The following is a 25,995-nucleotide window of genomic DNA, read 5'->3' as shown; positions in this document are numbered from 1 at the left end:
TAGCTAGGCTTTGCGCACCCGCGCGCGGTCCAGCGGCAGATCGCGCATGCGCAGGCCGCAGGCGTCGAACACCGCGTTGGCAATCGCCGCTGCGGCCGGGCCCTGCGCCGCTTCGCCGGTGCCCAGGAACGGCTGGCCGGGGCGGTCGATCAGGTGCACGTCGATCTGTTCCGGCGCCTGGGCAAAGCGCAGGATCGGGTACGACGCCCAATCCACCGTCAGCACGCGCGACGCGTCGAAGCGCACCTGTTCCAGCAAGGTCCAGCTGGCCGACTGGATGATGCCGCCCTCGATCTGGTTGCGCACGCCGTCCGGGCTGACGATCTCGCCGCAGTCGACGGCGCTCACCGCGCGCGTGATGCGCACCAGGCCCGTCTCGCGCGCCACCTCGACTTCCACCGCGATGGCGCAGTACGACGCCAGGTTTTTATAGCGCGCAAACGCGAAGCCGCGTCCGCGCCGGGCAGGGCGCCGGTAGCCATCCCAGCCGAACTTCGCTGCCGCGAGCTTGACCACGTCAAGGGCGCGTGGATCGTCCAGATGCCGCAGCCGGAACGCAACCGGGTCGCTGTTTGCGGCGCGCGCCAGTTCATCCATGAAGCTTTCGATGGCAAACACATTGCAGTAGGCGCCCAGGCCGCGCAGCGCCGATGAGCGCAGGACCGGCTTTGGCTGGAAGTGGTGCACCACGCGCGCATTGGGCAGCACGTAGTACGGAATCGCATTGCGGTCGCCACTGCCTTCGGGTTGCGGCGCAGGCTTGGCAACAGGTGGCGCAAACGGGCGCGCCAGGTGCGTGGCCGCCAGCAGGTTGCCGGCCTTGCCGGGGCGGGTGTTGTGCGGCGGCGTGAAGACGTCGTGCTGCCAGTCGGCGATGCGGCCCGTGCTGTCCAGTGTGGCGGCCACCTGCACCACCATCGCCGCGCCGAACGGTTCCCACGCGTGTTCTTCTTCGCGCATCCACTGCACGCGCACCGGCCGCCCCGGCAGGGCGCGCGCGAGCAGGATGGCGTCGGCCGCGACATCGTCGGCGCCGTTGTGGCCATAGCAGCCCGACCCTTCGACGTGGATGCAGCGGATCGTGTCTTCGTTCACGGCGATCAGTTCGGCCAGGGCCGTGCGCAGCGGGTAGACGCCCTGTGCGTGGGTCCAGACCGTGTAGCGGCCGTCGACCAGCTGCGCCACGGCGCACGAGGGGCCGATGGACGCGTGCAGCTGGAACGGGCGCGTGTAGCGGGCGGCAAATCTGCGGCCCGCTTGGCCTGCTGCGCCACGCGCCAGGATCGGCAGCGCCTCGGCGGGCTGGGCGCGGATGAACGCATTCACGTCGGGATGCGCCGGCAACGATGCCGGCGTCTCCCAGCGCGTGGCCCGCGCCAGCGCCGTCGCCGCCTTCACGGCGCGGTACTCGCCCTCGGCGATCACGGCGAGAAAGCGCCCGTCCTGCACCACCTTGAGCACGCCCGGCAGGCGTTCGATCGCGGCGACGTCGACGGCGATCAGGCGCGCGGCCTGCGACGGTGGCCGCACGATCCGCGCATGCACCATCTGCGGCAGGCGCAGGTCCTGCACATACGCTGCGCCGCCCGTGACCTTGGCGGGGATGTCGACGCGCGGCACCGACTTGCCGATGGCCGTGCGCGGGCCTGGCGGGGGTGGTGCCGGCGTCGGCGTGGCGCGCAGGTGCAGTTCCTGGCCCGTCACCAGCTGGCCGAACGTGACGCGCCGGCCGCCCGCGCTGAATGCGCCATCCTTGAGCGCCAGGCTGCCCGCGGGCGCGCCCAGGCGCTTGGCGGCCAGTTCGCCCAGGCGCAGACGCACCTGGCCGGCCGCATGGCGCAGCGCCGTGCCACTATCCTTCATCGAGTTGCTGCCGGCGGTGATGCCTTCGTCCGGCGTGCGCGCCGTGTCGGCAGTGACGAGCTGCAGGCGGCCAGGCGCCAGGCGAAGTTCGTCGGCCACCACCTGCAGCAGCGCAGTCTTGATGCCTTGCCCCAGTTCGGCCTTGCCGGTAAATACCGTGATGCGTTCATTGGCCTCGATGCGGATCCAGGCGTCGAGCCACGGCGACTTGTCCAGGCTCTTGGGCAGTTCGCCCGGGGCGGCAAAGGCTGCCCCCGGCATCGCCAACGACAGTGTCAGCGCGCCGCCGCCAGCGAGAAAGGCACGGCGGCCGGTATCGATCATCATGGCTTGCCCTTCGCTGCCAGCGTATTGGCGGCGCGCCGCACGGCGCGCAGGATGCGCATGTGCGTGCCGCAGCGGCACAGGTTCGGCGACATGTGGGCGCGGATCTGGGCATCGGTCGGCGCCGGCGTCTTTTCGAGCAGCGCCGTGGCCTGCATCAGCATGCCGGCGATGCAGTAGCCGCACTGGGCGGCCTGCTCGTCGATGAACGCCTGCTGCAGCACGCCCGGGGTGGTGGCATTGCCCAGGCTTTCGACCGTGCGCACCGGCCGCTGGCCAACGACCGATACGGGCACCATGCACGACATCGCCGGCTTCCCGTCCAGCAGGACGGTGCACGAGCCGCACTGGCCCAGGCCGCAGCCGAACTTCGCGCCATTGAGTTCCAGGTCATTACGCAGCACGTACAGCAGCGGCGTATCGGCATCCTGGTCGACGGCGTGCACCTTGCCGTTTACCTGCAGGCGGTAGGTCGTCATTCTTTGCTCGCTTTGCGCACGGCTTTGTCCAGATCGGGCCACACGGGTTGGTTCGCGCCATACTTGCGCAGGTAGGCTGCCAGGGCGCCAGTCTGTTCGGCGGTGAGGATCGTTTTAAAGGCCGGCATGAAGCGCGACGGTTCGCCATCGGGCGGCGTGATGCCGTCCAGCGTGATGTGAATCAGGTCGCGCGGATCGGGGTCGTACAGTGCGATCGCCTTCTGCAGCGGCAGCGCGGTGCCGGAACTGGCGTCGCGTCCGGCGTCGTGGCAGCGTGCGCACGCATTGTCATAGACTGCGTAGCCGAGCGTCATGCGCTGCAGGTCGGGATCGTCCTTCGCGGGCTGAGGCAGAGGGCCGGCCTGCTGCGCCGGTGTCTTGCGCGGCGGCGCCTTGGCTAATTGGCTGTGGGTCCAGGCGGCCAGCGCCGCCACGTCGCGCTCATCGGCTTGCGCCAGGTGTGTCACCACATCCTGCATCGGCCCGGCTGCCATCGCGTGGCCGCGCGCGACGCCGGTGCGCAGATACGCGTGCAGCTGGTCACGGGTCCATGGCAGGGGCGACGGCGAATGTTCGTTCAGCGCCGGCGCGTACCAGTCGTCGGCTTCGCCGCCGCCAAGCTGCTTCTTCAGATCGGGGCCGCCCAGCAGCGTGCGCGGCGTGTGGCAGGCCGCGCAGTGTGCGACGGCATCAAACAGGTACGCGCCGCGATTCCATTCGGCCGATTGCCCGGCGACCGGCTGCGAGGGTGTGTCGTCCAGGTACAGCACGTTCCAGAACGCGACCAGTGGGCGGAACCCGAACGGGAACGTCATCCGGTTCTCGCGCGCCGGCGCCACGATCGCGGGGCGCGTCATGAAGTAGGCGTATAAATCCTGGATGTCGCCGTCGGTCATCCGCACGTAGTGGTTGTACGGGAAGGCCGGATACAGCAGGTGACCATCGCGCGCGACGCCTTCGCGCATCGCGCGTGTAAAAGCCGCTTCGCTCCAGGCGCCGATGCCGGTGCTGGTGTCGGGGGTAATGTTGGTGCTGTGAACCGTGCCGAACGGGGTGTTCATCGGCTTGCCGCCGGCGAAGGGCCGCGACAGATCCGGCGTGTGGCACGAGGCGCACATGCCAAGGCGCGCCAGGTTGGCGCCGCGCCCGATGCGGGTGGTGTCGAAGGATGATTGCGCGGTCTGCGGCGCCAGTGCGGGGCGCCACATGATGGCAAACGCGATGCCGCTGGCGACGATGACGGCTGCGAGCAGCAGCCACCAGCCGGTATGTCGTTTGCGCTGGACTTGAACCATCGGGACTCCGTGTCGGGGAGGCCCATTGTGGATGCAGCAAGGGTGGGCGCTCTGTGCGTTCGCCCACCCAGGGGGTACTTATGCCGTCACGGGGCGCGCCGGCGCTTTGCGGTATGCCCACACCAGCATGGCCAGCGCAGCGACGATCATCGGCAGCGACAATACCTGGCCCGACGTGATCGGCAAGCCGAACACGGTGGTTTCCCAATCCGGCACGCGGAACCATTCGGTGAAGAAGCGCGCGCAGCCATACAGCAGCGTGAACATGGCGCCGACGGCCAGACGCGGACGCGCCTTGCGCGCGAACAGCCACAGGATGATGAAGACCAGCACACCGTCGATCAGCGCCTGGTACAGCGGCGACGGATGGCGCGGGCCGGTCACGCCCGGCCACAGCATGGCCCACGGCAGGCTTGGATCGGCCAGGCGACCCGGCAGTTCGGCGTTGATGAAGTTGCCCATGCGGCCGGCGGCATACCCGAGCGGCACGAGCGGCGCGATGAAGTCGTACACGTCGAGGATGTTGCGGCGGCGCTTGCGGGCCCACAGCGCCATCGCGATCAGCACACCCAAAAAGCCACCGTGGAACGACATGCCGCCGCGCCAGATCATGAAGATCTCGAGCGGGTGGGCCAGGTAGTACAGCGGCTGGTAGAACAGCACTTCGCCCAGGCGGCCACCGAGGATCACGCCGAGCATCCCGTAGAACAGCATGTCGTCCAGGTCATCCTTGGTCCAGCCCTGCACCGCCACGTGCGGCATGCGGATGCGCACGCGGCCCAGCATGATGAACAGGGCAAAGGCGACCACGTACATCAGGCCATACCAGTGGATTTGCACCGGCCCGAGCGCGAGCGCGATCGGGTCCGGCTGCGGATGAATCAGCATAATCAGTCTTTCTTCAATAGGTCCAAGAAGCCCTTGAGGACGGGCGAATCGTTATCGCGCCGCCATGCCAGGCCTGTTTCGGCCAGCGGCGCGGCGTCGCGCAGGGCACGGTATTCTACGCCGGGGCGCATCAGGTTCGACACGGATTGTGGCACAAGTGCCAAGCCCATGCCGCCGGAAACCAGGCTGACGATGGTCTGCATCTGGATTGCCTCCTGCCCGATCGTGGGCACCACGCCGGCGGCGCGGTAGCAGGCCAGGATCGCATCGTGCAGGCTGGGCGCCACCGTGCGCGGGAAGATCACCAGCGGCAGCGGGGGCAGGTCGCGCAGCCACACCGGCCCCGGTGCGGCCAGCGCCGCCAGTCCGCTGGGCGCGCACAGCACCAGGGGTTCGTCGAGCAGCTTGCGGTAGTCGAGCGCAGGATCGGCCATGCCCGCCGGTGCACCCGGCTGCAGCGGGATCACGAAGCCGGCATCGATGCGGCCGGACAGCAGGTCGTCGAACTGCACGTCGGACGTCGCCTCGTGCAGCACCAGGCGTACGCCCGGAAACGCAGCGCGGTAGCGGCGCAGCACGTCGGGCAGCATGCCCAGGCCGGCCGTGGAAACAAACGACAGCGCCAGGCGGCCCGCCTCGCCGCTGGCCGCGCGCCGCACCAGTTCGGGCAGTGCGCCGGCTTCGTCGAGGATGCGGCGTGCTTCGGGCAGCAGCGCGCTGCCGGCCGCCGTCAGGCCGACCATGCGGCGGTTGCGCAGGAACAGCGGCGCGCCGAGCAGGTCTTCGAGATTGGCGATGCTTTGCGAGAGGGGCGGCTGCGTCATGTGCAGGCGCTGCGCGGCGCGGCCGAAATGCAGCTCTTCGGCCACGGCGACAAAATGGCGGAGCTGGCGCAGTTCGGGGTGCATTGATGACTTGATGATTGGACAGGACTCGGTGAGTTGTCCAATGTATCACAGCACAAGTATCACAGCGCAACCGTGGCAGCGCCGGGGTCTTGTCAGCGGCGCTTTTCCAGCGACTTCTTCACGCGGTCGGTGCGGCGCTGTTCATCGACATCGTGCGCCTTGCGCTTGTCCAGGCCCAGCGCCTTTTCGATGTACTCGAACCAGATGAAGGCGACCACCATCAGGCCGATGATGTACCACCAGGACAGGTCGGCAAAACGCCAGACCTCAAAGCCACGCAACGCGGCAAGCAGGGCGATCAAGAGGATCAGGGGCATGGTGAAAACTCCTTGTAGCCACACATCTTACGGCGTAAATGATGCCCGTGGGAAAATCTGGCAGTTTTCTGTTACACCGTATGAGCAAATGTGGTGATCGCGTTACAGAGTGTATCGCTTGCAGATGCCCCGGAGGATTGCCGGTAAAATTCACTCAGTCACTAATCCGGAGAATTCCATGAAGCGGTCCCTGTTGTTGTGTGTCGTGCTGTCGGCGTTCGCGTCCGGCAGCGCCCTGGCCCAGGCCGACCTGGCCAAGGCCAAGAATTGCATGGCCTGCCACACCTCAGCCACCAAGCTGGTTGGCCCGGCCTACAAGGACGTCGCCGAGAAATACGCGGGCCAGAAGGGCGCCGAAGACAAGCTGGTGCAGAAGGTGCTCAAGGGCGGCTCGGGCACCTGGGGTCCGATCCCGATGCCGGCCAATCCGCAGGTCAGCGAGGCCGAAGCGCGCTCGCTGGTCAAGTGGGTGCTCGCGACCAAATAAGCCATCCGGCTGCTGCACGACATGAAGCGCGCCTGCGTCAGCAAGGCGCGCTTTTTCATTGGCGGTTGCACAGGCGGCGTGGTGTAAGATCGCCCCTTGTTCGCCTGCCACCCCACTGACCAAAGCATGACCACCATCGATTCCGCCGCACCCGATACGCCCCGCCAGGTCGTCAAGCCCACCATCGGTGTCTACCGCCGCCACCTGCTCGTGTGCACCGGCCCTCGCTGCAATGCCGATGGCGCTGCACAGGCGCTGTTCGACAGCCTGGGCGAGAAGTTCAAGGCCAGCGGCCTGGATGGCGGTCCGCTGCGCGTCAAGCGCAGCCGGGTGAGCTGCTTTGCTGCGTGCAAAGGCGGGCCGATCGTCTGCGTCCAGCCGGACGGCACCTGGTACTACGACGTCACGCCGGACAATATGGACCGCATCATCGACCAGCACCTGTGCAAGGGTGAGCGCGTGGAAGACCTGGTGTTCCACCAGGCGGGCACGGAGGCGTGACGACAATGGCGCACCGCTTCGACGACGCCCAGGTCGACGGCATCTACCGCGCGATCGCCGAGCGGCGCGACGTGCGCCACTTCATCCCCGGCGCGATCGACGAGGCAGTGTTGCTGCGCCTGCTGACGGCGGCGCACCAGGCGCCCAGCGTCGGCATGATGCAGCCATGGCGCTTCATCCGTATCGCATCAACGCTGCTGCGCGAGCAGATCTGCGCTCTGGTCGAAGCGGAGCGCGTGGCCACCGCCGATGCCCTGGGCGAGCGCGGCACCGAATTCATGCGCCTGAAGGTCGAGGGCTTGCGCGAATGCGGCGAGGTGCTGGTCGTGGCGCTGATGGACGGGCGCGAGCGCCACGTGTTCGGGCGCCGCACGCTGCCGGAGATGGACCTGGCCTCGGTGTCCTGCGCGATCCAGAACATGTGGCTGGCGGCGCGCGCCGAAGGGTTGGGGATGGGGTGGGTGTCGCTGTTCGATCCCGTGCAGCTGGCAGCCTTGCTCGGGATACCGGAAGGCGGCAAGCCGGTGGCGATCCTGTGCCTGGGCCATGTCGCCGAGTTTTATCCGAAGCCGATGCTGGAACTCGAAGGCTGGGCCCAGCGGGGCACGCTGGGCGACTTTGTCACGCTCGACCGCTGGTAGCGAGCGCCGGTAGTAAGCCCCGGTAGTGAGCGCCGATGCAGCGTCAGCTCGCAAACATCTTGAGTAATGCCACGGCCGGGGCCGCCGAGCCGATGCGCCGGTTGGCTTGCGCAGCTTCCAATACCTCCACCAGTTCATCGTATTTGTCGGCCTGACGATCATTCAGGTTGATCATGTTCATGCTCCAGCGCGGGAATGTGCGAAACTTGGCTGGTTCGTTATAGAGAACGCGCGAATTCTTGTGGCGGGGATCGAGTTCAATCTTCTGGTACAGCTTGTCGAGCGTTGCTACCGGACCCTCCAGCACCTGGAGGAACCAGCCGCCGTTGTAGAACAAACTTCCGGTCACGTCGAGAGGGGCATTGTTATTCTTCGCCGTGTCCTGGATTGCTGCCAGGTCGGTAGGGGACATCTTGCGGGTGGCCTGGCTGACGTAGACGAGTTGATTGATCGACATGACAGAATTTCTTTCTTATTGGAAAGAAAGAACGATAGCGCGACATACAGCGGTTGTCGATGCAATGTTGCCGATTGGAAAATTGGAGCGGGTCAAAGATGCGCGCTGCATCCGTCGGTGCGACGCCCGCTATCGCACCCATCAACATTGCCAATCCACGAGTACACGAAGTTTTTCTATAATTTTGTCAAATCTTACCGATCAGACAGGAGAAACAAATGAGTGTGGACAATATCCCGGCCAAGTGCCCGTTCAGCGGCGCAGCCGGCACCGGCACTACCAATCGTGACTGGTGGCCAAAGGCGCTGCGTCTCGATCTGCTGGCACAGCATTCGGCCAAGTCCGACCCGATGGGGGGCGACTTCGATTACCGCGCTGCCTTCAACAGCCTCGACCTCGAGGCAGTCAAGGCCGATCTGGCCAAGGTGATGACGGATTCCCAGGACTGGTGGCCGGCCGACTTCGGTCACTACGGCGGCCTGTTCGTGCGCATGGCATGGCACAGCGCCGGCACCTACCGCATCGGCGATGGCCGTGGCGGTGCCGGCCGTGGCCAGCAGCGTTTCGCACCCCTGAACAGCTGGCCCGACAACGTCAGCCTCGACAAGGCACGCCGGCTGATCTGGCCGGTCAAGCAGAAATACGGCGAGAAAATCTCGTGGGCCGACCTGATCATCCTGACCGGTAATGTCGCCCTCGAAACCATGGGCTTCAAGACCTTCGGCTTTGCCGGCGGCCGCCAGGACGTGTGGGAACCCGACCTGGATGTGTACTGGGGCCGTGAAAACAAATGGCTGGGCAGCGACGAGCGCTACACGGTAGGTTCGCCCGGCGTCGAAGGCCGCGGCGTCATCGACAAGGACGACGACAGCGAGATTACCCATTCGCGCGACCTCGAGAACCCGCTGGCGGCAGTGCAGATGGGCCTGATCTACGTGAACCCGGAAGGCCCGGACGGCAAGCCCGACCCGGTTGCATCGGCGCGCGACATCCGGGACACGTTCGGCCGCATGGCCATGAACGACGAGGAAACCGTGGCGCTGATCGCCGGCGGCCACACCTTTGGCAAGACCCATGGCGCCGGTCCGTCCGAGCACGTCAAGGAAGAGCCGGAAGCGGCCGGCCTGCATGCCCAGGGTTTCGGCTGGCAGAACAGCTTCGGCAGCGGCAAGGGCCCGGACACGATCACCAGCGGCCTCGAAGTCACCTGGACCAGCACGCCAACGCAGTGGGGCCACGACTACTTCACGTACCTGTTCGGCCACGAGTGGGAACTGACGAAAAGCCCGGCCGGCGGCCACCAGTGGGTCGCCAAGGACGCCGATGCCACCGTCCCGGACGCCTATGACGCCGCCAAGCGTCATCGTCCGACGATGCTGACGTCCGACCTGGCACTGCGCATGGACCCGGCCTACGAGGCGATTTCGCGCCGCTTCCTGGAAAACCCGGACCAGTTCGCGGACGCCTTCGCCCGTGCCTGGTTCAAGCTGACCCACCGCGACATGGGTCCGCGCGCCCGCTACCTCGGCCCGGAAGTGCCGGCTGAAGTGCTGATCTGGCAGGATCCGGTGCCGGCTGCGCAAGGCGCGGCGATTGACGACGCCGATGCGAAAGCACTGAAAGACAAGGTGCTGGCCTCCGGCCTGGGCATCGGCGAGCTGGTGTCGACGGCGTGGGCCTCGGCCGCAAGCTTCCGCGGTTCGGACAAGCGCGGCGGCGCCAACGGTGCCCGCATCCGCCTGGTCCCGCAAAAGGACTGGGCCGCCAACGAGCCGGAACAGCTGGGTCGTGTGCTGGCGCAGCTCGAAAGCATCCAGGGCGAGTTCAACGGGGCGCAGACGGGCGGCAAGCAGGTGTCGCTGGCTGACCTGATCGTCCTGGCTGGCAATGCAGGCGTCGAGGCAGCAGCCAAGGCGGCGGGCCACGACATCACCGTGCCGTTCACGCCGGGCCGCACCGATGCGTCGCAGGAGCAGACCGATGTGGAATCGTTCCATGCGATGGAACCGGTGGCAGATGCCTTCCGCAACTTCGAGAAAGCCCTGTACAGCATCCCGGCCGAATCGTTGATGATCGACCGCGCCCAGTTGCTGACGCTGACGGCGCCGGAAATGGCGGTGCTGGTGGGTGGCCTGCGCGTGCTGGGCGCCAACACGGGCGGCAGCGCCGATGGTGTGCTCACGCAGCAGAAGGGCGCGTTGACGAACGACTTCTTCGTCAACCTGCTCGACATGGCCACCGAATGGCGGCCTGCCACGCGGCCGGGCCAGGGTGTCGAACGCTTCGAAGGCCGCGATCGCAAGACCGGCGAGAAGAAGTGGACCGCGTCGCGCGTCGACCTGGTGTTCGGCTCGAATGCGCAACTGCGTTCGATCGCCGAGGTGTATGCCAGCGCCGACGCCGGCCAGAAGTTCGTGAAGGACTTCGTGGCGGCCTGGACCAAGGTGATGGAGCTGGACCGCTTCGATGTGAAGTAACTCTGTCGTCTGGCCCGGGGTGAACCCCGGGCCTTTTTTCTTTTCAGCCTGGCCCGTTCACATCAGCGCGTGATGCGGCGCTTGGCGACATCGGCCAGCACCTTCGACAGCCCCTGCGCATCGGCCTCGCCCGTCGCCGCGATATAGCCGCGCACATAGGCCGCCTGCTTGGCGACCTGGCTGCTGCCACCCTTGAGTTCTTCGAGCAGCTGGTCAGCCACGGCCAGGTCGTTCAGCGCGCCCAGGCGGTCCTGCAGCTTTTCGAGATGGCCCAGGTAGCGCTTGACGCGCTGCGCCGGCAGCAGGTCGCGGAAGAATTCCGCCGCATAGCGCGCCTTCTTGGCCGCAATGCGCACGCGGTGACGACCCGGTGCATCGGCTTCTTCCAGCCCGTCGATGCGTTTGGCCAGCCGCTTCTCGGCCGTGCGCAGCAGGGGCAGGGCGCTCTTCGCGGCGCGTTCGAGCAGCGGCGACTCCTTCGGCAGGCCACCTTCGGGCTGCCAGCGGCGCTCGCCCAGCCAGTCCTTCAGCTGCGCCATCAACTCGGTATAGCGCGCATCGCGCAGCACGTGCAGGATCTGCGCGTGGTGGCCCGTGGCGCGGTCGTGCGCGGCCTGGCGCAGTGCGTGCGCATCGATGCCCGGCACACGCTTGATGGTGGAATCGGCCAGCACGTCCCAGTCGCGCGCGGGACCGAGTTCGCCGGACAGCCACTCGATGCTTGCATGCAGCGGCACCGGTGGCGGCGCCAGTTCCTCGAACATCGCCAGCAACGCGCGCAGGCGGCGCAGGCCAACGCGCATCTGGTGCAGGCTCTCGACGTGCTGTTTCAGCACGCCCGGTACGTTTGCTTCGATCTGCGCCACGCAGTTCAAGCCGATGGCCTGGAACGCGTCTTCGAGCGTCATGCGCCCGCGCAGGTGGACCGGTTCGGCCTTGACGGCGCCGATCGGCGCTTCTTTGACGTCGGGTGCTGGCTCGGTTGGCAGCGGCTGGTCCGTTTGCGGTTCGTGGGCCACGTCGGCCACATCGGCCACGTCGGTCGCCTCGGTGATCGTGACTGCTTCCGTCATATCGGGTGTCGCGACCGCCGCGATCCCGGGCGTCAGGTGCTTCGTTTTGTGGTGCTTGCTCATGCTGGTGCCTCTCGTGGACAGTGGATGATTCCATCATACGCCTGAGCACTCATCCGTTCACGTCTCCATGACAGGCACGTGACATTGCGCACGGCAAGACGGGCCAGCTTACTTGCCGATCCGGTAAATCACGTCCACGCCCTGCACGAATTTCTGCACGCCCACCAGCAGCGGATCGCGTGGCGACGACAGCGATGGGTAGCGGGGCGCATCGCTGGCCAGTCCCATCGCGTTGGACAGGTTCTTCAGTGGTGCCAGCGCCACGCCACCCGCCGGACCCAATTTGGCGCCAATGCCGCGGGCGATGTTCTGCGCTTTCACGCGTGCCGCCCCCAGCGCCTGGCTGACCAGTTCCGCCTCGATCCTGTCGGCGTCGCTGCGGCTGAAGGCCACGGCCAGCGCTTCGACATTGGGCAAACCCAGCAGGCTCTGGATCAGCGCCGTCCACCCGTTCAGGTCGCGCACTGTCGCGTGCACGGCGGCGCGGGTTTCGATCGCCGTCACCCGCTCGCCCTCCTTGAGCGGGCGTCGCAGCACGTCCTGCACCGAGATGTCCTCGACCTTCACACCCTGTTCGGCCAGTAGCGCGCGGCTCGCTGTCAGGCGCTCGTGGACCAGCTTCCATGCGGCGTCCAGGTCGGCGTCGGTGGTAACGATCTCGAAGTCGATCTCGCCGGTATCCGGCATCACGTGCAGGTCGGCAGCGGCCGTCACGTGGATGAAGGGGTAGGCGGGCAGATCGGCGGCGCGGGCAGCCGCAGCGTGCAGCATGGCGGCGACAGCCAATCCGGTAGCAAACATCTTGAGCATGATGGTCCTTGTCGTAGCGGGAACATTCCCGTGGCAAGGCCAGCGTAAAGCTTCTAGACCTTGATGTCTATATAAAGTAGATCTCAAGGTCTAGATTATGTGACGTGCATGACGACAGTTGGCCGCCGGTGCGCGTCTACTCGATCTCGAACGCCAGGTCGCGGCCGTTCTGCGCCACCTGGCCCGCATAGTCGGCGGCGTGGATGCGCAGCAGGTACTCGCCGGGTGCCAGGTCGGCGATGCGCCAGCTGCCCGTCTCGATCCTGCCATCGCGCAGGCGGTTGTTGAGGGCGTAGTCGAACTGGGTCGATGCGCTGCCGTAGACCGTGATGCCACTGGTCGGTGCATAGACCGCTTTCACGGCGTCAGGATTGCGCGGCAGGCGGTCGTAGACCTGCGTGATGACCGGCTGCTCGAAGCCGGGCAGCGGCGTGCCGTCGGCGCGCAGCACCTGGTAGCCCAGCTTGTACAGGCCCAGCTTGCGGCGCGCCAGGTTGCCATCCACCTGGTCGTAGGCATTCACGACGATCTGCAGCTCGCCCAGCGTACGGTCGAGGCGCAGGGGCTGACCCTTTTTCGCCATGATGCGCTTGCCGGCCGTGTCGTACAGCGCGATGCGCGAGATTGTCGGCGTCACCGTGTCGACAAAGCCGATGAACGGCAGCGTGAGCGCATTGACGAGCGTGCCGCCCTGGTAGTAATCGAGGTGCACGTGCGACAGCGCATTGAGCGTGCCGAGCTTGTCGCCCACGGCAAAGCGGGTGCCGCGCGGCACCCGCACGCGCACCGCCTTGCCGGGTTTGCCATTGGCGGTTTCTTCGCGCTGGATCTGGAAGCGCGGATCGAGCGCGCGGCCTTGTGGATCGCGGCCCACGCGCATGTGGATGTAGGACAGCGGCCCCACGCTCATGCCCTCGCCGAGGTTGTTGAACCCCCAGTTTGCATACGGATCGGTCACCTTGGCCGGCAGGATCGCCAGCACGGTTGCGCCGACGTCGCCGCGCACGTCCAGGCCCGCGTGGAAATGGTCGCGGCTGTCGCCGCCATATGTACCGCGCACTTCGCCCATCACGCCCACGACTTCATGGACCATGTCTTGCGGGCCAAGCGGCCAGGGCATCGGTGCCGTACGCCGTTGCAGCGGCGGGCGCGCCAGCACGGGCGCGGCTTCGCCCGCACGCGGCGGCGCCAGACGGTGCAGGCGATGGGCGTTGGCGTCGGCGACCACCAGGCTACCGTCGCGCGCAACGGCAATGCCGCGCGGGCCGTTGAGCTGCACGGTGCCGTCGCTGCCGAAACCGTTCGGCTCGAGCGGGTGGTCGGTATCCTCCAGCGGGCGGAATTCGCCCGTTGGCGTCATCTGCAGGATGCGCCCGCCGGCACTGGCGACGATGTACAGGTAGCCATCGCGTGTGACGGCCAGGCCGACCGGGCGGCGCAGCGCAGGCCGGCGTTCGGCCTCGGGTGGCAGCGCGAGCGTGTCGACCGTGCCATCGGGCCGCAGGCGGCGCACTGCGTTGTTGCCGGTGTCGGCGATGTACAGGTTGCCATCGTGATCGACGGCCAGTGCGCTTGGGGTATCGAAGGCGGCGGCCGTGCCGGGGCCGTCGAACAGGTTCGGCTTGCCGGTGCCGGCCAGCGTGGTCACCGTGCCATCCTGGGCGATACGGCGGATGCGGTCGTTGTAGGTGTCGGCCACATAGACGATGCCGGCGTCATCCACTGCAATGCCGACCGGGCCGTTGAACTGGGCAGCACGGCCGATGCCATCCACGTAGCCGGGACTGCCGTTGCCGGCCAGCGTCGTCACGGCGCCACCCGGCGCGATGCGGCGGATCGCATGGTTGCCGGTGTCGGCCACGTACAGGTTGCCCAGGTGGTCGAGCGCGATGGCGGACGGTGTGTTGAAGGCCGCAACCGCGCCCAGGCCATCGACAAAGCCTTCCTTGCCGCCAGCCAGCGTCGAGACTGCGCCATCGGGCTGCACGACGCGGATGCGGTTGGCCTCGCCCCCGTCGGCAACGTAGATCGCGCCGCGCGGGCCAATGGCCACGCCGTACGGATCGCTGAAGCGACTGGCCAGTGCCACGCCATCGAGCGCGCCGTCCTGACCGTCGCCAGCCAGCAGGTGCACGCGGGCAGGCCAGAACGGTTGGGTGTTGGCCACCGGGGCGGTCAGTACCGGGGTGCCGCCGGTGTGGGGTTCGACCCGGTCGGTGTACCAGAAGACGGTGCCGACGGCCAGAATGGCGGCGCCGGCGAGTGCTGCGATGAGGGGAGTGCGTTTCACGACGACGACCGGCTGATTGCTGAAGTTGCAATCTTAGCCGAAACACGTGAATGGATGGGGCGGGCAGAAATGCGAACGCCGCCGGACGAAGGTCACGGCGGCGTGCACGTCTTGCGTATTTGCGAGGCTCAGATGCGCAGGTCGTCCAGCGACTTGCCTTTGCCCAGAGCATCGACGACCCATTTTGGTTGACGGCCACGGCCGGTCCAGGTCTGGGTACTGTCCGCCGGGTTGTGATATTGCGGATTGACTTTGGCGCCGCCCGTCTTCTTGGCTTTGGTACCGCCCTTGGCCAGCAGTTCCTCGACCGAGATTCCCATATTCTGGGCGATCTCGAGAATTTGCTCACGCGCTTTCTTTACGTCTTGATGCTGGCGGTTTTTGATCTCCTTTTCGATATCGAATTGAAGACCTTTCAGTTCGGCGAGGTTATAACCCGACAGATTGATGTTTGCCATTTTGTTTCTTCCTTGATTAGGTGATTCGATTCGTTTCGAAGAGCCGCGCAGGAATTTTACTATTGAACCGCCAATTTGGAATGACAATCGTGCGCGGGGTTAATTTCGAATCAAATGGAAGGCAGAGCAGCATGTAGCGCCGGTTTATTTTTCCAGCATTCTGATGTGTGCAATTTCTTGCGAAACTGCGCGCGTCACGACATCGCTCAGCGTTTCGCCGAGGCTGTTGCGAATATCGGCCGAGAAATTGGTCATTGCTTTGTCGACGGCATCGGCAATACCGTCGCGCAGGCGCTGTTCGAGCACGAAATCGATCCGCCCCTGCAATTGCTGCAGGATGCGCTCGGTAACACGTCGCTCCATGACGCTCCATTGCTCACCGCTCCAGTGGTCGACAGCGCGCCGTTCCAGCGCCTCTGGCGCATCCTCCGGTGCGGCCACCACGGGCGCAGGCGGTGGCGGGGCCTCTGCCTCAACGATCGGCGCCGGCTGCGCGACTGGCGCGCCCGGCGCGTTTGGTTCCGCGACCACTTCGGTCAACACGGGAATACTGGCATCGAAAGCGGGATCGTGGTTCATGATTGTCCTGCGACGAAGTGGGTCAGAGGATAGGATTCTTTTTTATACGCGACATAGCGTTTGCGGCCTTCGGCGGCATCTTCTTCATCGATCGAGATAATTTCAAACACGCGCGCGAATTGCGTGAAATTGCGCGGCCTGCGACGCGTCAGGTTCACGAGCATATCGTGGTGCGGCAGCTCGCTGTCTTCATTATCGGTAATCACGATCGGCGTTTGCGCCGCCAGCCCGTCGCCTGCCATCACGTGCGGAATGAAATCAGTATCCGACACGGTCCACATGGCGGCATTCAAGGCGTCGGCTTGTTCGGGGCTATCGGCTAGCACCACGATTTTGGCGCGCGAGCCATATGCCTTGCGCGCAAGGCGGCAGGCATAGGCCAGCTTATCCGGGATATTGGTATGAAAGTCGATGCGGGTCATGGGCGCTTATGGAAAATCGGGAGTGCGCTGGCACTCCCGACAGGGTCAATCCAAATGGTCAGGCATTCATGCCGCTATGGCGCAGCAAGGCATCGATCGATGGCTCGCGGCCGCGGAAGGCCTTGAATGAATCGAGCGCCGGCCGCGAACCGCCCACCGCCAGAATCTCGCGCTGGAAGCGCCGGCCCGTTTCGAACAGGTCGGCGCCGCCATCGACAACGGCTTCTTCGAATGCGGCATAGGCGTCGGCCGACAGCACCTCGGCCCACTTGTAGCTGTAGTAACCGGCCGCGTAACCGCCCGCGAAGATGTGGCTGAACGAATGCAGGAAGCGGTTGAACGACGGCGGCGTGATGACCGCGAAGTTGCGGCGCACGTCATCGATCAGCGCCTGGACTTCCCCGTTGTGCGCGTCGAAGTCGTAGTGCAGGTGCATGTCGATCAGCGAGAACTCGACCTGGCGCAGCGTCTGCATCCCGGACTGGAAGTTCTTTGCGGCCGTCATCTTGTCAAACAGCGCGCGTGGCAGCGGCTCGCCGGTTTTCACGTGCGCCGTCATCTGCTCCAGCTTGTCCCACTCCCAGCAGAAGTTTTCCATGAACTGCGACGGCAACTCCACCGCATCCCATTCGACGCCCGAGATGCCCGAAACCGACAGCTCTTCGACTTCGGTCAGCATATGGTGCAGGCCGTGGCCGAATTCGTGGAACAGCGTGGTCACTTCGTCGTGCGTGAACAGCGACGGCTGCAGCACGCCATCTTTCATTGCCGGCGGCGTGAAGTTGCAGACCAGGTACGCCACCGGCGTCTGTACGGTGCCGCCGTGCAGCAGGCGGCGGCCGCGCGCATCGTTCATCCATGCGCCCTGCGCCTTGCCGGCGCGCGCGTACAGGTCGAGATAGAACTGGCCGACCAGCTGGCCATCGCGCTCGATGCGGAAGAAGCGCACGTCCGGGTGCCAGGTCGGCGCGTCGTCCGGGCGCACGGTCACGCCAAACAGTTCCTGGATCACGCCGAACAAACCGGCGACCACTTTCGGCTCGGGAAAGTATTCCTTCACTTCCTGGGCCGAGAACGCGTAACGCTGCTCGCGCAGCTTTTCGGAGGCGAAGGCCACGTCCCACGATTGCAGGTCGTCGATCGCCAGCTCGTCGCGCGCAAACGCGCGCAGTTCGGCCAGGTCTTTCTCGGCATATGGGCGGGCGCGGCGCGCCAGGTCTTCGAGGAATTCGATCACGTGCTGCGGGCTTTGCGCCATCTTGGCCACCAGCGAGATATCGGCAAAGCTGCCGTAGTCGAGCATCTTCGCTTCTTCATTGCGCAGTTGCAGCAACTTGACGATGTTCGACGAGTTGTCCCACTTCGCGACATCGGTAAACATGATGCCGGCGTCGGACGCCTTGGTCGCGGTGGCGCGGTAGATCGTTTCGCGCAGCGCGCGGTTGGTACTGAACTGCAGGATCGGGAAGTACGACGGGAAGTGCAGCGTGAACAGCCAGCCGGTCTTGCCATCGCGTTCGGCGGCGGCCTTCGCAGCAGCCTTCACGTCGTCCGGCAGGCCGGCCAGTTCGGCTTCGCTGTCGACCACGAGCTTGTAGTCGTTGGTGGCGTCGAGCACGTTTTCCGAAAAGCGCGTCGACAGTTGCGACTGCTGTTCCTGGATCTCGGCGAAGCGTTCTTTTTTATCGGCGGCCAGTTCGGCGCCGCCCAGGCGGAAGTCGCGCAGCGCGTTCTCGACGATGCGCTTGCGGGTGTCGCTCAGCGCCTCGAAACCGGCGCTTTCGCGCAGCTGCTTGTATTTGGTGAACAGTGCTTCGTTCTGGCCAAGGGCGGTCGAGAACTCGACGACCTTCGGCTGGTTCTCATTGTAGGTGGCGCGCAGCTCGGGGGTGTCGACCACGTGGTTCAGGTGGCCGACCACGCCCCAGGCGCGGCCCAGGCGCTCGCCGACGTCGTCGAGCGGGGCCAGCGTGGCCCAGGTAACCTCATCCAGCGGCGCCTCGAGCTGCGCCACGACGGCGTTCGCCTCGGCGATCAGACTGTCGATGGCGGACGTGACATGTTCCGGCCTGATCGCGTCAAAGCGCGGCAAGTCGGAAAAGTCGAGGAGGGGATTGCTCGTTTCGTTCGTCATCAATAGTCCTTCCAGATTCGTTAGCGTTGGTTCTTCAGTTCGCGTTCCGCCGATTCCACCGTGTTTTGCAGCAGCATCGTGATCGTCATCGGCCCCACGCCGCCCGGCACCGGGGTGATGTGGCCGGCCACTTCACGCACGCCGGCAAAATCGACGTCGCCGCACAGCTTGCCCGCGTCGTCGCGGTTCATGCCCACGTCGATCACGATCGCGCCCGGCTTGACCATATCGGCGGTCAGGGTATTGCGGCGGCCGACAGCGGCCACCACGACATCGGCCTGGCGGGTGTGGTAGCCCAGATCCGCGGTCGCGCTATGACATATGGTCACGGTGGCATTGGCTTGCAAGAGCAGCATGGCCATTGGTTTGCCGACGGTGTTGCTGCGGCCGATCACGACAGCGTGCTTGCCGCGCAGGTCGACACCCGTGGTTTCGATCAGCTTCATGCAGCCGTATGGGGTGCATGGGCGGAAGCCTTCCAGGCCCGTCATCAGTTCGCCGGCCGACAGCACCGAGTAGCCGTCGACATCCTTGGCCGTCGAAATCGCTTCGATGACCTTGTTCGGGTCGATGTGCTTTGGCAGCGGCATTTGTACCAGGATGCCGTGGATGGCCGGGTCGGTATTCAATGCTGCAATGCGATCGAGCAGGGCGGCTTCGCTCAGGTCGGCGTCGTATTTTTCGAGCACCGAGTGGAAACCCACGTCGCCGCAGGCCTTGACCTTGTTGCGCACATAGACCTGGCTGGCGGGATCTTCGCCGACCAGGATCACGGCCAGGCCGGGCTGCTTGCCGGCTTCAGTAAGCCTGGCGGTACGCGCGGCGATGTCGGCGCGCAGTTGTTGGGAAAGAAGGATTCCGTCGATGTGTTGGGCTGGCATGGTGGGAGGCTCGTCGCTGGGCAAAAACAGAATTATACGGCCCGCGCCTGCCTTGCCGTTCGCTGTCGCCCGCCCCGCATGGCTGAAAATGCCCTTTTTTGCCGTGTTTCAGGCGCTTCGGTATACAGTGATTGGTGGCAGGAAGTTCAACATTTCCCTATACAAATTGTGCAGTTGCAGCATAGGTTTTCACATTATGAAATCGAATATCATAGTTTGAAAATGCGGAAGTCCACTGTTAGAATCTGATGGTTTAGCTAAAAGATAGTTCGAATTTCATCAACCGCCGCCAGCCTGCGCAGGGATCGGATGGGGCGTACCACACTAGGAGACGCATGACATGGCAGCTCAACTCGACCAGTTGACCTCGCAAACCGCCAACGATCCGGATGCAATCGAGACCAAGGAATGGCTCGATGCGCTGGAGGCGGTGATCGAACATGAAGGAACGGAACGCGCCCATTACCTGATGGAGCGCCTGGTGGACCTGGCGCGCCGTCGCGGCGCGCACGTCCCGTTCTCGAGCAACACCGCGTACGTCAACACGATTCCCGCGCACCTGAACCAGAACTCGCCCGGCAACCTCGAATACGAAGAGCGCCTGCGCTCGTGGATGCGCTGGAACGCGATGGCGATGGTGGTCAAGGCCAACCGCGCCGACGGCGACCTCGGTGGCCACATCTCGTCGTTCGCCTCGCTCGCCAACATGCTGGGCACGGGCTTCAACCACTTCTGGCACGCCCCGACCGAAGACCACGGCGGCGACCTGCTGTACATCCAGGGCCACTCGTCGCCTGGCATCTACGCCCGCGCCTTCCTCGAAGGCCGCCTGACCGAAGAACAGCTGCTGAACTTCCGCCGCGAAGTCGACGGCAAGGGCCTGTCGTCGTACCCGCACCCGAAACTGATGCCGGACTTCTGGCAGTTCCCGACCGTCTCGATGGGCCTGGGCCCGCTGATGGCGATCTACCAGGCGCGCTTCCTGAAGTACCTGCACGCACGCGGCATCGCCAAGACCGACAACCGCAAGGTCTGGGTCTTCTGCGGCGACGGCGAGATGGACGAGCCGGAATCGATGGGCGCAATCGGCATGGCCGCGCGCGAGCAGCTGGACAACCTGGTCATGGTCGTCAACTGCAACCTGCAGCGCCTGGACGGTCCGGTGCGCGGCAACGGCAAGATCATCCAGGAACTCGAAGCCGACTTCCGCGGCGCCGGCTGGAACGTCGTCAAGGTCATCTGGGGCTCGCAGTGGGATCCGCTGCTGGCCCAGGACAAGGACGGCATCCTGCAGCGCGTGATGATGGAATCGGTCGACGGCGAATACCAGAACTACAAGGCCAAGGACGGCGCCTACGTGCGCAAGCACTTCTTCGGCAAGGATCCGGCGCTGCTCGAGATGGTGTCGAAGATGAGCGACGACGACATCTGGCGCCTGACCCGCGGCGGCCACGATCCGCACAAGATCTACGCCGCGTTCAAGAACGCGCAAGAAAACAAGGGCACGCCAACCGTCCTGCTGGTGAAAACCGTCAAGGGCTTTGGCATGGGCAAGTCGGGCGAGGCGCGCAACACCGCGCACCAGACCAAGAAGCTCGATGACCAGGCGATCCGCGACATGCGCGACCGCTTCAACATCGCCATCCCTGACGACCAGCTGGCCGACATCCCGTTCTTCAAGCCGGCCGACGATGCGCCAGAAATGGTGTACCTGCACGAGCGCCGCAAGGCACTGGGCGGCTACCTGCCACAGCGCCGTGAAAAGTCGGACGAAAAGCTGACCGTGCCGGCACTGGCGTCATTCAAGGGCGTGCTCGAGCCAACCCCGGAAGGCCGCGAAATCTCGTCGACCCAGGCGTATGTGCGCGTGATCACGAGCCTGCTGAAGGACGAAAGCATCGGCCAGCGCATCGTGCCGATCCTGGTCGACGAATCGCGTACCTTCGGCATGGAAGGCCTGTTCCGCCAGATCGGCATCTTCAACCAGCAGGGCCAGTTGTACGAGCCGGTCGACCGCGACCAGGTGATGTACTACCGCGAAGACAAGGCAGGCCAGATCCTGCAAGAGGGTATCAACGAAGCGGGCGGTATGAGCTCGTGGATCGCTGCAGCGACGTCGTACTCGTCGAACAACCGCACGATGATCCCGTTCTATACGTTCTACTCGATGTTCGGCATGCAGCGCGTGGGTGACCTGGTCTGGCTGGCGGGCGACATCCGCGCGCGCGGCTTCCTGATGGGCGGCACTGCCGGGCGCACGACGCTCAACGGCGAAGGCCTGCAGCACGAAGATGGCCACAGCCACATCATCGCTGCGACCGTGCCGAACTGCCTGCCGTACGATCCGACCTTCGGTCACGAAGTCGCGGTCATCATCCAGGACGGTCTGCGCCGCATGGTGGAAGAACAGGAAGACGTGTTCTACTACATCACCATCATGAACGAGAACTACCCGCAGCCGGGCCTGAAGCCTGGCCAGGAAGCCGGCATTCTCAAGGGCCTGTACCTGCTGCAAGAGGGTGGCAAGGACAACGCCCAGCGCGTGCAACTGATCGGCTGCGGCACCATCCTGCGCGAATCGATCTTTGCGGCCGAACTGCTCAAGAACGACTGGAACGTCGATGCGGACGTGTGGTCGGCGCCGTCGCTGACGCTGCTGGCACGTGACGGCAACGATTGCGAACGCTGGAACATGGTCAATCCGGAGCAGCCGCAGCGCGTGCCGTACGTGACCGAGATGCTGGGCGCCACCAGTGGCCCGATCGTCGCGACGACCGACTACATGCGCATGTTCGCCGAGCAGATCCGCGGCTTCATGCCGAAGGACCGCACCTATAAAGTGCTGGGTACGGACGGCTTTGGCCGCTCGGATTCGCGCGTCAAGCTGCGCGAGTTCTTCGAAGTGAACCGCTACTACATCACGGTGGCTTCGCTGCGCGCACTGGCCGACGAAGGCAAGATCGACCGCGCCATCGTGTCGCAGGCGATCGCCAAGTACGGCATCGACCAGAACAAGCCGAATCCGGTGACCCAGTAATGCTCACGTCCGCCACCCCGCGCTGTTCGGGGTGGCGGGTCGAGGCTAACTCACATAACAATTGGAGCTAACACTATGAGCATTGTGGAAGTCAAAGTCCCTGATATCGGCGACTTCAAGGAAGTGGAAGTGATCGAGCTGATGGTCAAGCCGGGCGACACCATCAAGGTGGACCAGTCCCTGGTGACCGTCGAGTCGGACAAGGCCAGCATGGAAATCCCGTCGAGCCACGCCGGCGTGGTCAAGGAAATCAAGATCAAGGTCGGCGACAAGGTTGCCGAAGGCTCGCTCGTGCTGCTGCTCGAAGAAGCGGGTGGCGCGGCTGACGCACCGGCTGCTGCCCCGGCTGCCGAAGCTGCACCTGCTGCTGCACCGGCTGCCCCTGCGCCAGCTGCCGCAGAAGCGCCTGCCGCTGCGCCAGCGGCATCCGGTGGCCTGGTCGACGTGACCGTGCCGGACATCGGCGATTTCAAAGAAGTCGAAGTCATCGAACTGATGGTCAAGGTGGGCGACACGATCAAGGTCGACCAGTCGCTGCTGACCGTCGAATCGGACAAGGCCAGCATGGAGATCCCGTCGAGCCATGCCGGCGTGGTCAAGGAAATCAAGGTCAAGGTTGGCGACAAGGTGGCCAAGGATTCGCTCGTGCTGGTCGTGGAAGCGACTGGCGGCGCACCTGCCGCTGCTGCGCCTGCGCCAGCCGCTGCTGCAGCACCGGCCGCCGCGCCTGCTGCTGCACCGGCACCGGCACCTGCCGCTGCGCCTGCACCAGCCGCCGCACCAGCACCTGCACCAGCCGCACCAGGCGTGACCGGTTCGAAAGCGCACGCGTCGCCATCGATCCGCAAGTTCGCGCGCGAACTGGGCGTGGATCTGGGCCGTGTGCCGGGCAGCGGTCCGAAAGGCCGCATCACCCAGCAGGACGTGCAGAACTTCGTCAAGGGCGTAATGGCAGCACCACCTGCTGCAGCACCGGCAAAAGCCGGCGGCAGTGGCGTCGGTCTGGATCTGCTGGCCTGGCCATCGCTGGACTTCTCGAAATTCGGTCCGACCGAAACGGTGCCGCTGTCGCGCATCAAGAAGATCTCGGGTCCGAACCTGCATCGCAACTGGGTCATGATCCCGCACGTGACGCACTTCGACGAAGCCGACGTGACCGACCTGGAGCAGTTCCGCGTCGATACCAACGCGTCGCTGGCCAAGCAGAAGTCCGCCGTCAAGCTGACCATGCTGGCCTTCGTCATCAAGGCAAGCGTCGCCGCGCTGAAGAAATTCCCGCAATTTAATGCGTCGCTGTCGGGCGATGGCGCAGCGCTGATCACGAAGCAGTACTACAACATCGGCTTCGCGGCCGACACGCCGAACGGCCTGGTGGTCCCTGTCGTCAAGGATGCGGACAAGAAGACCATTTCGCAGATCGCCACTGAAATGGGCGAACTGTCGGCGCAGGCGCGCGACGGCAAGCTGCCGCCAACCGCGATGCAGGGCGCAACGTTCACCATCTCGTCGCTGGGCGGCATTGGTGGTACCGCGTTCACCCCGATCATCAACGCACCGGAGCTGGCGATTCTGGGCCTGTCCAAGTCGGCGATGAAGCCGGTGTGGGATGGCTCAAGCTTCCAGCCGCGCCTGATGCTGCCGATGTCGCTGTCGTACGATCACCGCGTGATCGACGGCGCCGGCGCCGCGCGCTTCTCCGCCTACCTGGGCGAAGTGCTGGCGGACCTGCGCAAGACCCTTCTGTGATTGGAGCGCACTGATGAGCACTGTTGAAGTGAAAGTCCCGAATATCGGTGACTTCAAGGACGTCGAAGTCATCGAGTTGATGGTCAAGGCCGGCGACACGATCAAGGTCGACCAGTCCCTGGTCACCGTGGAGTCGGACAAGGCCAGCATGGAAATCCCGTCGACGCACGCGGGCGTGGTGCAGTCGATCACGGTCAAGGTCGGCGACAAGATCAATGAAGGCACACTGCTGCTGACGGTGGAAGAGGGCGCCGCTGCCCCGGCCGCGGACAAGCCAGCCGACAAACCAGCCGACAAGCCGGCTGCTGCGCCTGCGCCCGCTACTGCTTCAGGCGGGCCAGCCGCACCGACCGAATCGCAGGCGCCCGCCAAGCCGGCCCCTGCGCCGGCGCCAGCCGGTCCTGCACCGACCCCGTCGAGCTACACCGGCGCGGTCGACATCGAATGCGACATGATGGTGCTGGGCGCCGGTCCTGGCGGCTACTCTGCTGCGTTCCGCGCTGCCGACCTGGGCATGAACACCGTGCTGGTCGAGAAGTACGCAACGCTGGGCGGCGTGTGCCTGAACGTGGGCTGCATCCCGTCGAAGGCGCTGCTGCACGTGGCGTCCGTCATGGATGAAACGGCGCACATGGCTGACCTGGGCGTGGCGTTTGCCAAGCCAGAAGTCGACATCGACAAGCTGCGCGGCTACAAGGATGGCGTGATCAAGAAAATGACCGGTGGCCTGGCCTTCATGGCCAAGGCGCGCAAGGTCAACACGGTGCAGGGCGTGGGCCAGTTCGTCAGCCCGAACCACATCGAAGTCACGGCAGCCGACGGTGGCAAGAAGGTCATCGCCTTCAAGAAGGCCGTGATCGCGGCCGGTTCGTCGGTGGTCAAGCTGCCGTTCGTGCCGGAAGACCCGCGCATCGTCGATTCGACGGGCGCGCTGGAATTGCGCCAGGTGCCGAAGAAGATGCTCGTCATCGGTGGCGGCATCATCGGCCTGGAAATGGCAACCGTGTATTCGACGTTAGGTGCGCGCATCGACGTGGTCGAGATGATGGATGGCCTGATGCAGGGCGCGGACCGCGAGGCCGTCAAGGTCTGGCAGAAGTACAACGCGCACCGCTTCGACAACATCATGCTGAAGACGAAAACCGTCGGCGTGGAAGCGCTGCCGGAAGGGATCAAGGTCACGTTCGAAGCGGCCGAAGCCGGCGCCACCGCACCGGAACCGCAACTGTACGATCTGGTCCTGGTGGCCGTGGGCCGCAGCCCGAACGGCAAGAAGGTTGCAGCCGACAAGGCCGGCGTGACGGTGAGCGACCGCGGCTTCATTGCCGTGGACAGCCAGATGCGCACCAACGTGCCGCACATCTTCGCCATCGGCGATCTGGTGGGCCAGCCGATGCTGGCGCACAAGGCGGTGCACGAGGCGCACGTGGCGGCCGAGGCGGCTTTTGAGAAGAAGACGCACTTCGACGCCAAGGTCATTCCATCGGTGGCCTACACCGATCCGGAAGTGGCATGGGTCGGCCTGACCGAAGAGGAAGCCAAGCAACAGGGCATCAAGGTCGAGAAGGGTCACTTCCCGTGGAACGCCAGCGGGCGCGCCGTGGCCAATGGCCGCGACGAGGGCTTCACCAAGCTGCTGTTCGACGCTGAAACGCACCGCATCATCGGCGGCACGATCGTCGGCACGCATGCCGGCGACATGATCGGCGAGATCGCCCTGGCGATCGAGATGGGCGCCGACGGCGTGGATATCGGCAAGACGATCCACCCGCACCCGACGCTGGGCGAGTCGATCGGCATGGCAGCCGAAGCTTACGAAGGTGTCTGCACCGATTTGCCGCCACCGCGCAAGCGCTGATCGGCAA

The 25,995-nt window shown here is 65.1% G+C and carries 22 protein-coding genes; 7 read left to right on the top strand and 15 right to left on the bottom strand.

The annotated features are described in order from the left end of the window. Positions 1–3: 3 nt before the first annotated feature. From AC56LW_RS04770 to AC56LW_RS04745, 6 genes are all read right to left on the bottom strand, one after another. Entirely contained in the window at positions 4–2,190 is a 2,187-nt protein-coding gene (locus AC56LW_RS04770; RefSeq protein WP_499632152.1) for a xanthine dehydrogenase family protein molybdopterin-binding subunit, read from the bottom strand. Continuing rightward, positions 2,187–2,666: a (2Fe-2S)-binding protein gene (locus AC56LW_RS04765; protein WP_332533655.1), complete on the bottom strand. Its 480-nt coding sequence runs from the start codon at positions 2,664–2,666 to the stop codon at positions 2,187–2,189. Before AC56LW_RS04765 ends, AC56LW_RS04770 begins: the two co-directional genes overlap by 4 nt. Further along, on the bottom strand, positions 2,663–3,961 hold the full coding sequence (locus tag AC56LW_RS04760) for a c-type cytochrome (protein ID WP_499632149.1): 1,299 nt from the start codon (positions 3,959–3,961) through the stop codon (positions 2,663–2,665). The genes AC56LW_RS04765 and AC56LW_RS04760 overlap by 4 nt, the downstream gene beginning before the upstream one ends. Positions 3,962–4,039: 78 nt before the next feature. Next, positions 4,040–4,849 (bottom strand): prolipoprotein diacylglyceryl transferase, encoded by an 810-nt coding sequence (gene lgt / locus AC56LW_RS04755; protein WP_499632146.1) that lies wholly within the window; start codon positions 4,847–4,849, stop codon positions 4,040–4,042. 2 nt (positions 4,850–4,851) lie between these two features. After that, positions 4,852–5,757: a LysR family transcriptional regulator gene (locus AC56LW_RS04750; protein ID WP_183555877.1), complete on the bottom strand. Its 906-nt coding sequence runs from the start codon at positions 5,755–5,757 to the stop codon at positions 4,852–4,854. Between the two features lie 92 nt (positions 5,758–5,849). Beyond that, entirely contained in the window at positions 5,850–6,074 is a 225-nt protein-coding gene (locus AC56LW_RS04745) for a TIGR04438 family Trp-rich protein (RefSeq protein ID WP_332533658.1), read from the bottom strand. A gap of 178 nt (positions 6,075–6,252) precedes the next feature. On the opposite strand from AC56LW_RS04745, the gene AC56LW_RS04740 reads away from it, so the two are divergent. The 3 genes from AC56LW_RS04740 to bluB all read left to right on the top strand — a co-directional run bounded on the left by AC56LW_RS04740 (position 6,253) and on the right by bluB (position 7,703). Continuing rightward, on the top strand, positions 6,253–6,561 hold the full coding sequence (locus AC56LW_RS04740; protein ID WP_258835467.1) for a c-type cytochrome: 309 nt from the start codon (positions 6,253–6,255) through the stop codon (positions 6,559–6,561). Between the two features lie 126 nt (positions 6,562–6,687). Beyond that, positions 6,688–7,062 carry a (2Fe-2S) ferredoxin domain-containing protein gene (locus AC56LW_RS04735; RefSeq protein ID WP_332533659.1) on the top strand — a complete coding sequence of 125 codons (375 nt, stop codon included), beginning with the start codon at positions 6,688–6,690 and terminating at the stop codon, positions 7,060–7,062. 5 nt (positions 7,063–7,067) lie between these two features. Then, the gene (bluB, locus tag AC56LW_RS04730; RefSeq protein WP_499632884.1) at positions 7,068–7,703 is read left to right on the top strand and encodes a 5,6-dimethylbenzimidazole synthase; all 636 of its coding nucleotides are present in this window, start codon (positions 7,068–7,070) and stop codon (positions 7,701–7,703) included. A 43-nt stretch (positions 7,704–7,746) separates the two neighbouring features. Here bluB and AC56LW_RS04725 read toward each other — a convergent pair whose 3' ends face one another. Then, entirely contained in the window at positions 7,747–8,160 is a 414-nt protein-coding gene (locus tag AC56LW_RS04725) for a BLUF domain-containing protein (protein WP_332533661.1), read from the bottom strand. A 218-nt stretch (positions 8,161–8,378) separates the two neighbouring features. On the opposite strand from AC56LW_RS04725, the gene katG reads away from it, so the two are divergent. Then, positions 8,379–10,637 carry a catalase/peroxidase HPI gene (katG, locus tag AC56LW_RS04720; protein WP_499632141.1) on the top strand — a complete coding sequence of 753 codons (2,259 nt, stop codon included), beginning with the start codon at positions 8,379–8,381 and terminating at the stop codon, positions 10,635–10,637. Positions 10,638–10,699: 62 nt separating this feature from the next. Here katG and AC56LW_RS04715 read toward each other — a convergent pair whose 3' ends face one another. The 8 genes from AC56LW_RS04715 to folD form a co-directional block, all read right to left on the bottom strand. Continuing rightward, a complete protein-coding gene (locus AC56LW_RS04715) occupies positions 10,700–11,773 on the bottom strand; it encodes a CHAD domain-containing protein (protein WP_499632138.1) in 1,074 nt (357 codons plus the stop codon). Between the two features lie 108 nt (positions 11,774–11,881). After that, positions 11,882–12,583: an SIMPL domain-containing protein gene (locus tag AC56LW_RS04710; protein ID WP_499632135.1), complete on the bottom strand. Its 702-nt coding sequence runs from the start codon at positions 12,581–12,583 to the stop codon at positions 11,882–11,884. A gap of 136 nt (positions 12,584–12,719) precedes the next feature. Next, positions 12,720–14,873, bottom strand: coding sequence for a virginiamycin B lyase family protein (locus AC56LW_RS04705; protein ID WP_499632132.1), 2,154 nt, complete (start codon positions 14,871–14,873; stop codon positions 12,720–12,722). Between the two features lie 128 nt (positions 14,874–15,001). Next, positions 15,002–15,331, bottom strand: coding sequence for an H-NS histone family protein (locus tag AC56LW_RS04700; protein WP_499632129.1), 330 nt, complete (start codon positions 15,329–15,331; stop codon positions 15,002–15,004). A gap of 144 nt (positions 15,332–15,475) precedes the next feature. After that, positions 15,476–15,910: a DUF2486 family protein gene (locus AC56LW_RS04695; RefSeq protein WP_499632126.1), complete on the bottom strand. Its 435-nt coding sequence runs from the start codon at positions 15,908–15,910 to the stop codon at positions 15,476–15,478. Continuing rightward, complete coding sequence (locus AC56LW_RS04690) at positions 15,907–16,332, bottom strand: DNA polymerase III subunit chi (RefSeq protein ID WP_499632123.1); 426 nt, start codon at positions 16,330–16,332, stop codon at positions 15,907–15,909. Before AC56LW_RS04690 ends, AC56LW_RS04695 begins: the two co-directional genes overlap by 4 nt. Positions 16,333–16,390: 58 nt before the next feature. Beyond that, positions 16,391–18,466 carry a M3 family metallopeptidase gene (locus AC56LW_RS04685; protein WP_499632120.1) on the bottom strand — a complete coding sequence of 692 codons (2,076 nt, stop codon included), beginning with the start codon at positions 18,464–18,466 and terminating at the stop codon, positions 16,391–16,393. A 20-nt stretch (positions 18,467–18,486) separates the two neighbouring features. Then, the gene (folD, locus tag AC56LW_RS04680; protein ID WP_332533671.1) at positions 18,487–19,347 is read right to left on the bottom strand and encodes a bifunctional methylenetetrahydrofolate dehydrogenase/methenyltetrahydrofolate cyclohydrolase FolD; all 861 of its coding nucleotides are present in this window, start codon (positions 19,345–19,347) and stop codon (positions 18,487–18,489) included. 340 nt (positions 19,348–19,687) lie between these two features. On the opposite strand from folD, the gene aceE reads away from it, so the two are divergent. From aceE to lpdA, 3 genes are all read left to right on the top strand, one after another. Further along, positions 19,688–22,384, top strand: coding sequence for a pyruvate dehydrogenase (acetyl-transferring), homodimeric type (gene aceE, locus AC56LW_RS04675; protein ID WP_499632117.1), 2,697 nt, complete (start codon positions 19,688–19,690; stop codon positions 22,382–22,384). Positions 22,385–22,459: 75 nt separating this feature from the next. Continuing rightward, entirely contained in the window at positions 22,460–24,130 is a 1,671-nt protein-coding gene (gene aceF, locus AC56LW_RS04670) for a dihydrolipoyllysine-residue acetyltransferase (protein ID WP_499632114.1), read from the top strand. A gap of 13 nt (positions 24,131–24,143) precedes the next feature. Beyond that, the gene (lpdA, locus tag AC56LW_RS04665) at positions 24,144–25,988 is read left to right on the top strand and encodes a dihydrolipoyl dehydrogenase (protein ID WP_499632110.1); all 1,845 of its coding nucleotides are present in this window, start codon (positions 24,144–24,146) and stop codon (positions 25,986–25,988) included. The last annotated feature ends 7 nt before the right edge of the window (positions 25,989–25,995 follow it).

This window comes from Telluria sp. LT2P80 (assembly GCF_059685955.1).
The sequence above is the reverse complement of the archived record's forward strand: the minus strand, read 5'-3'. Positions and strand labels throughout refer to the sequence as shown.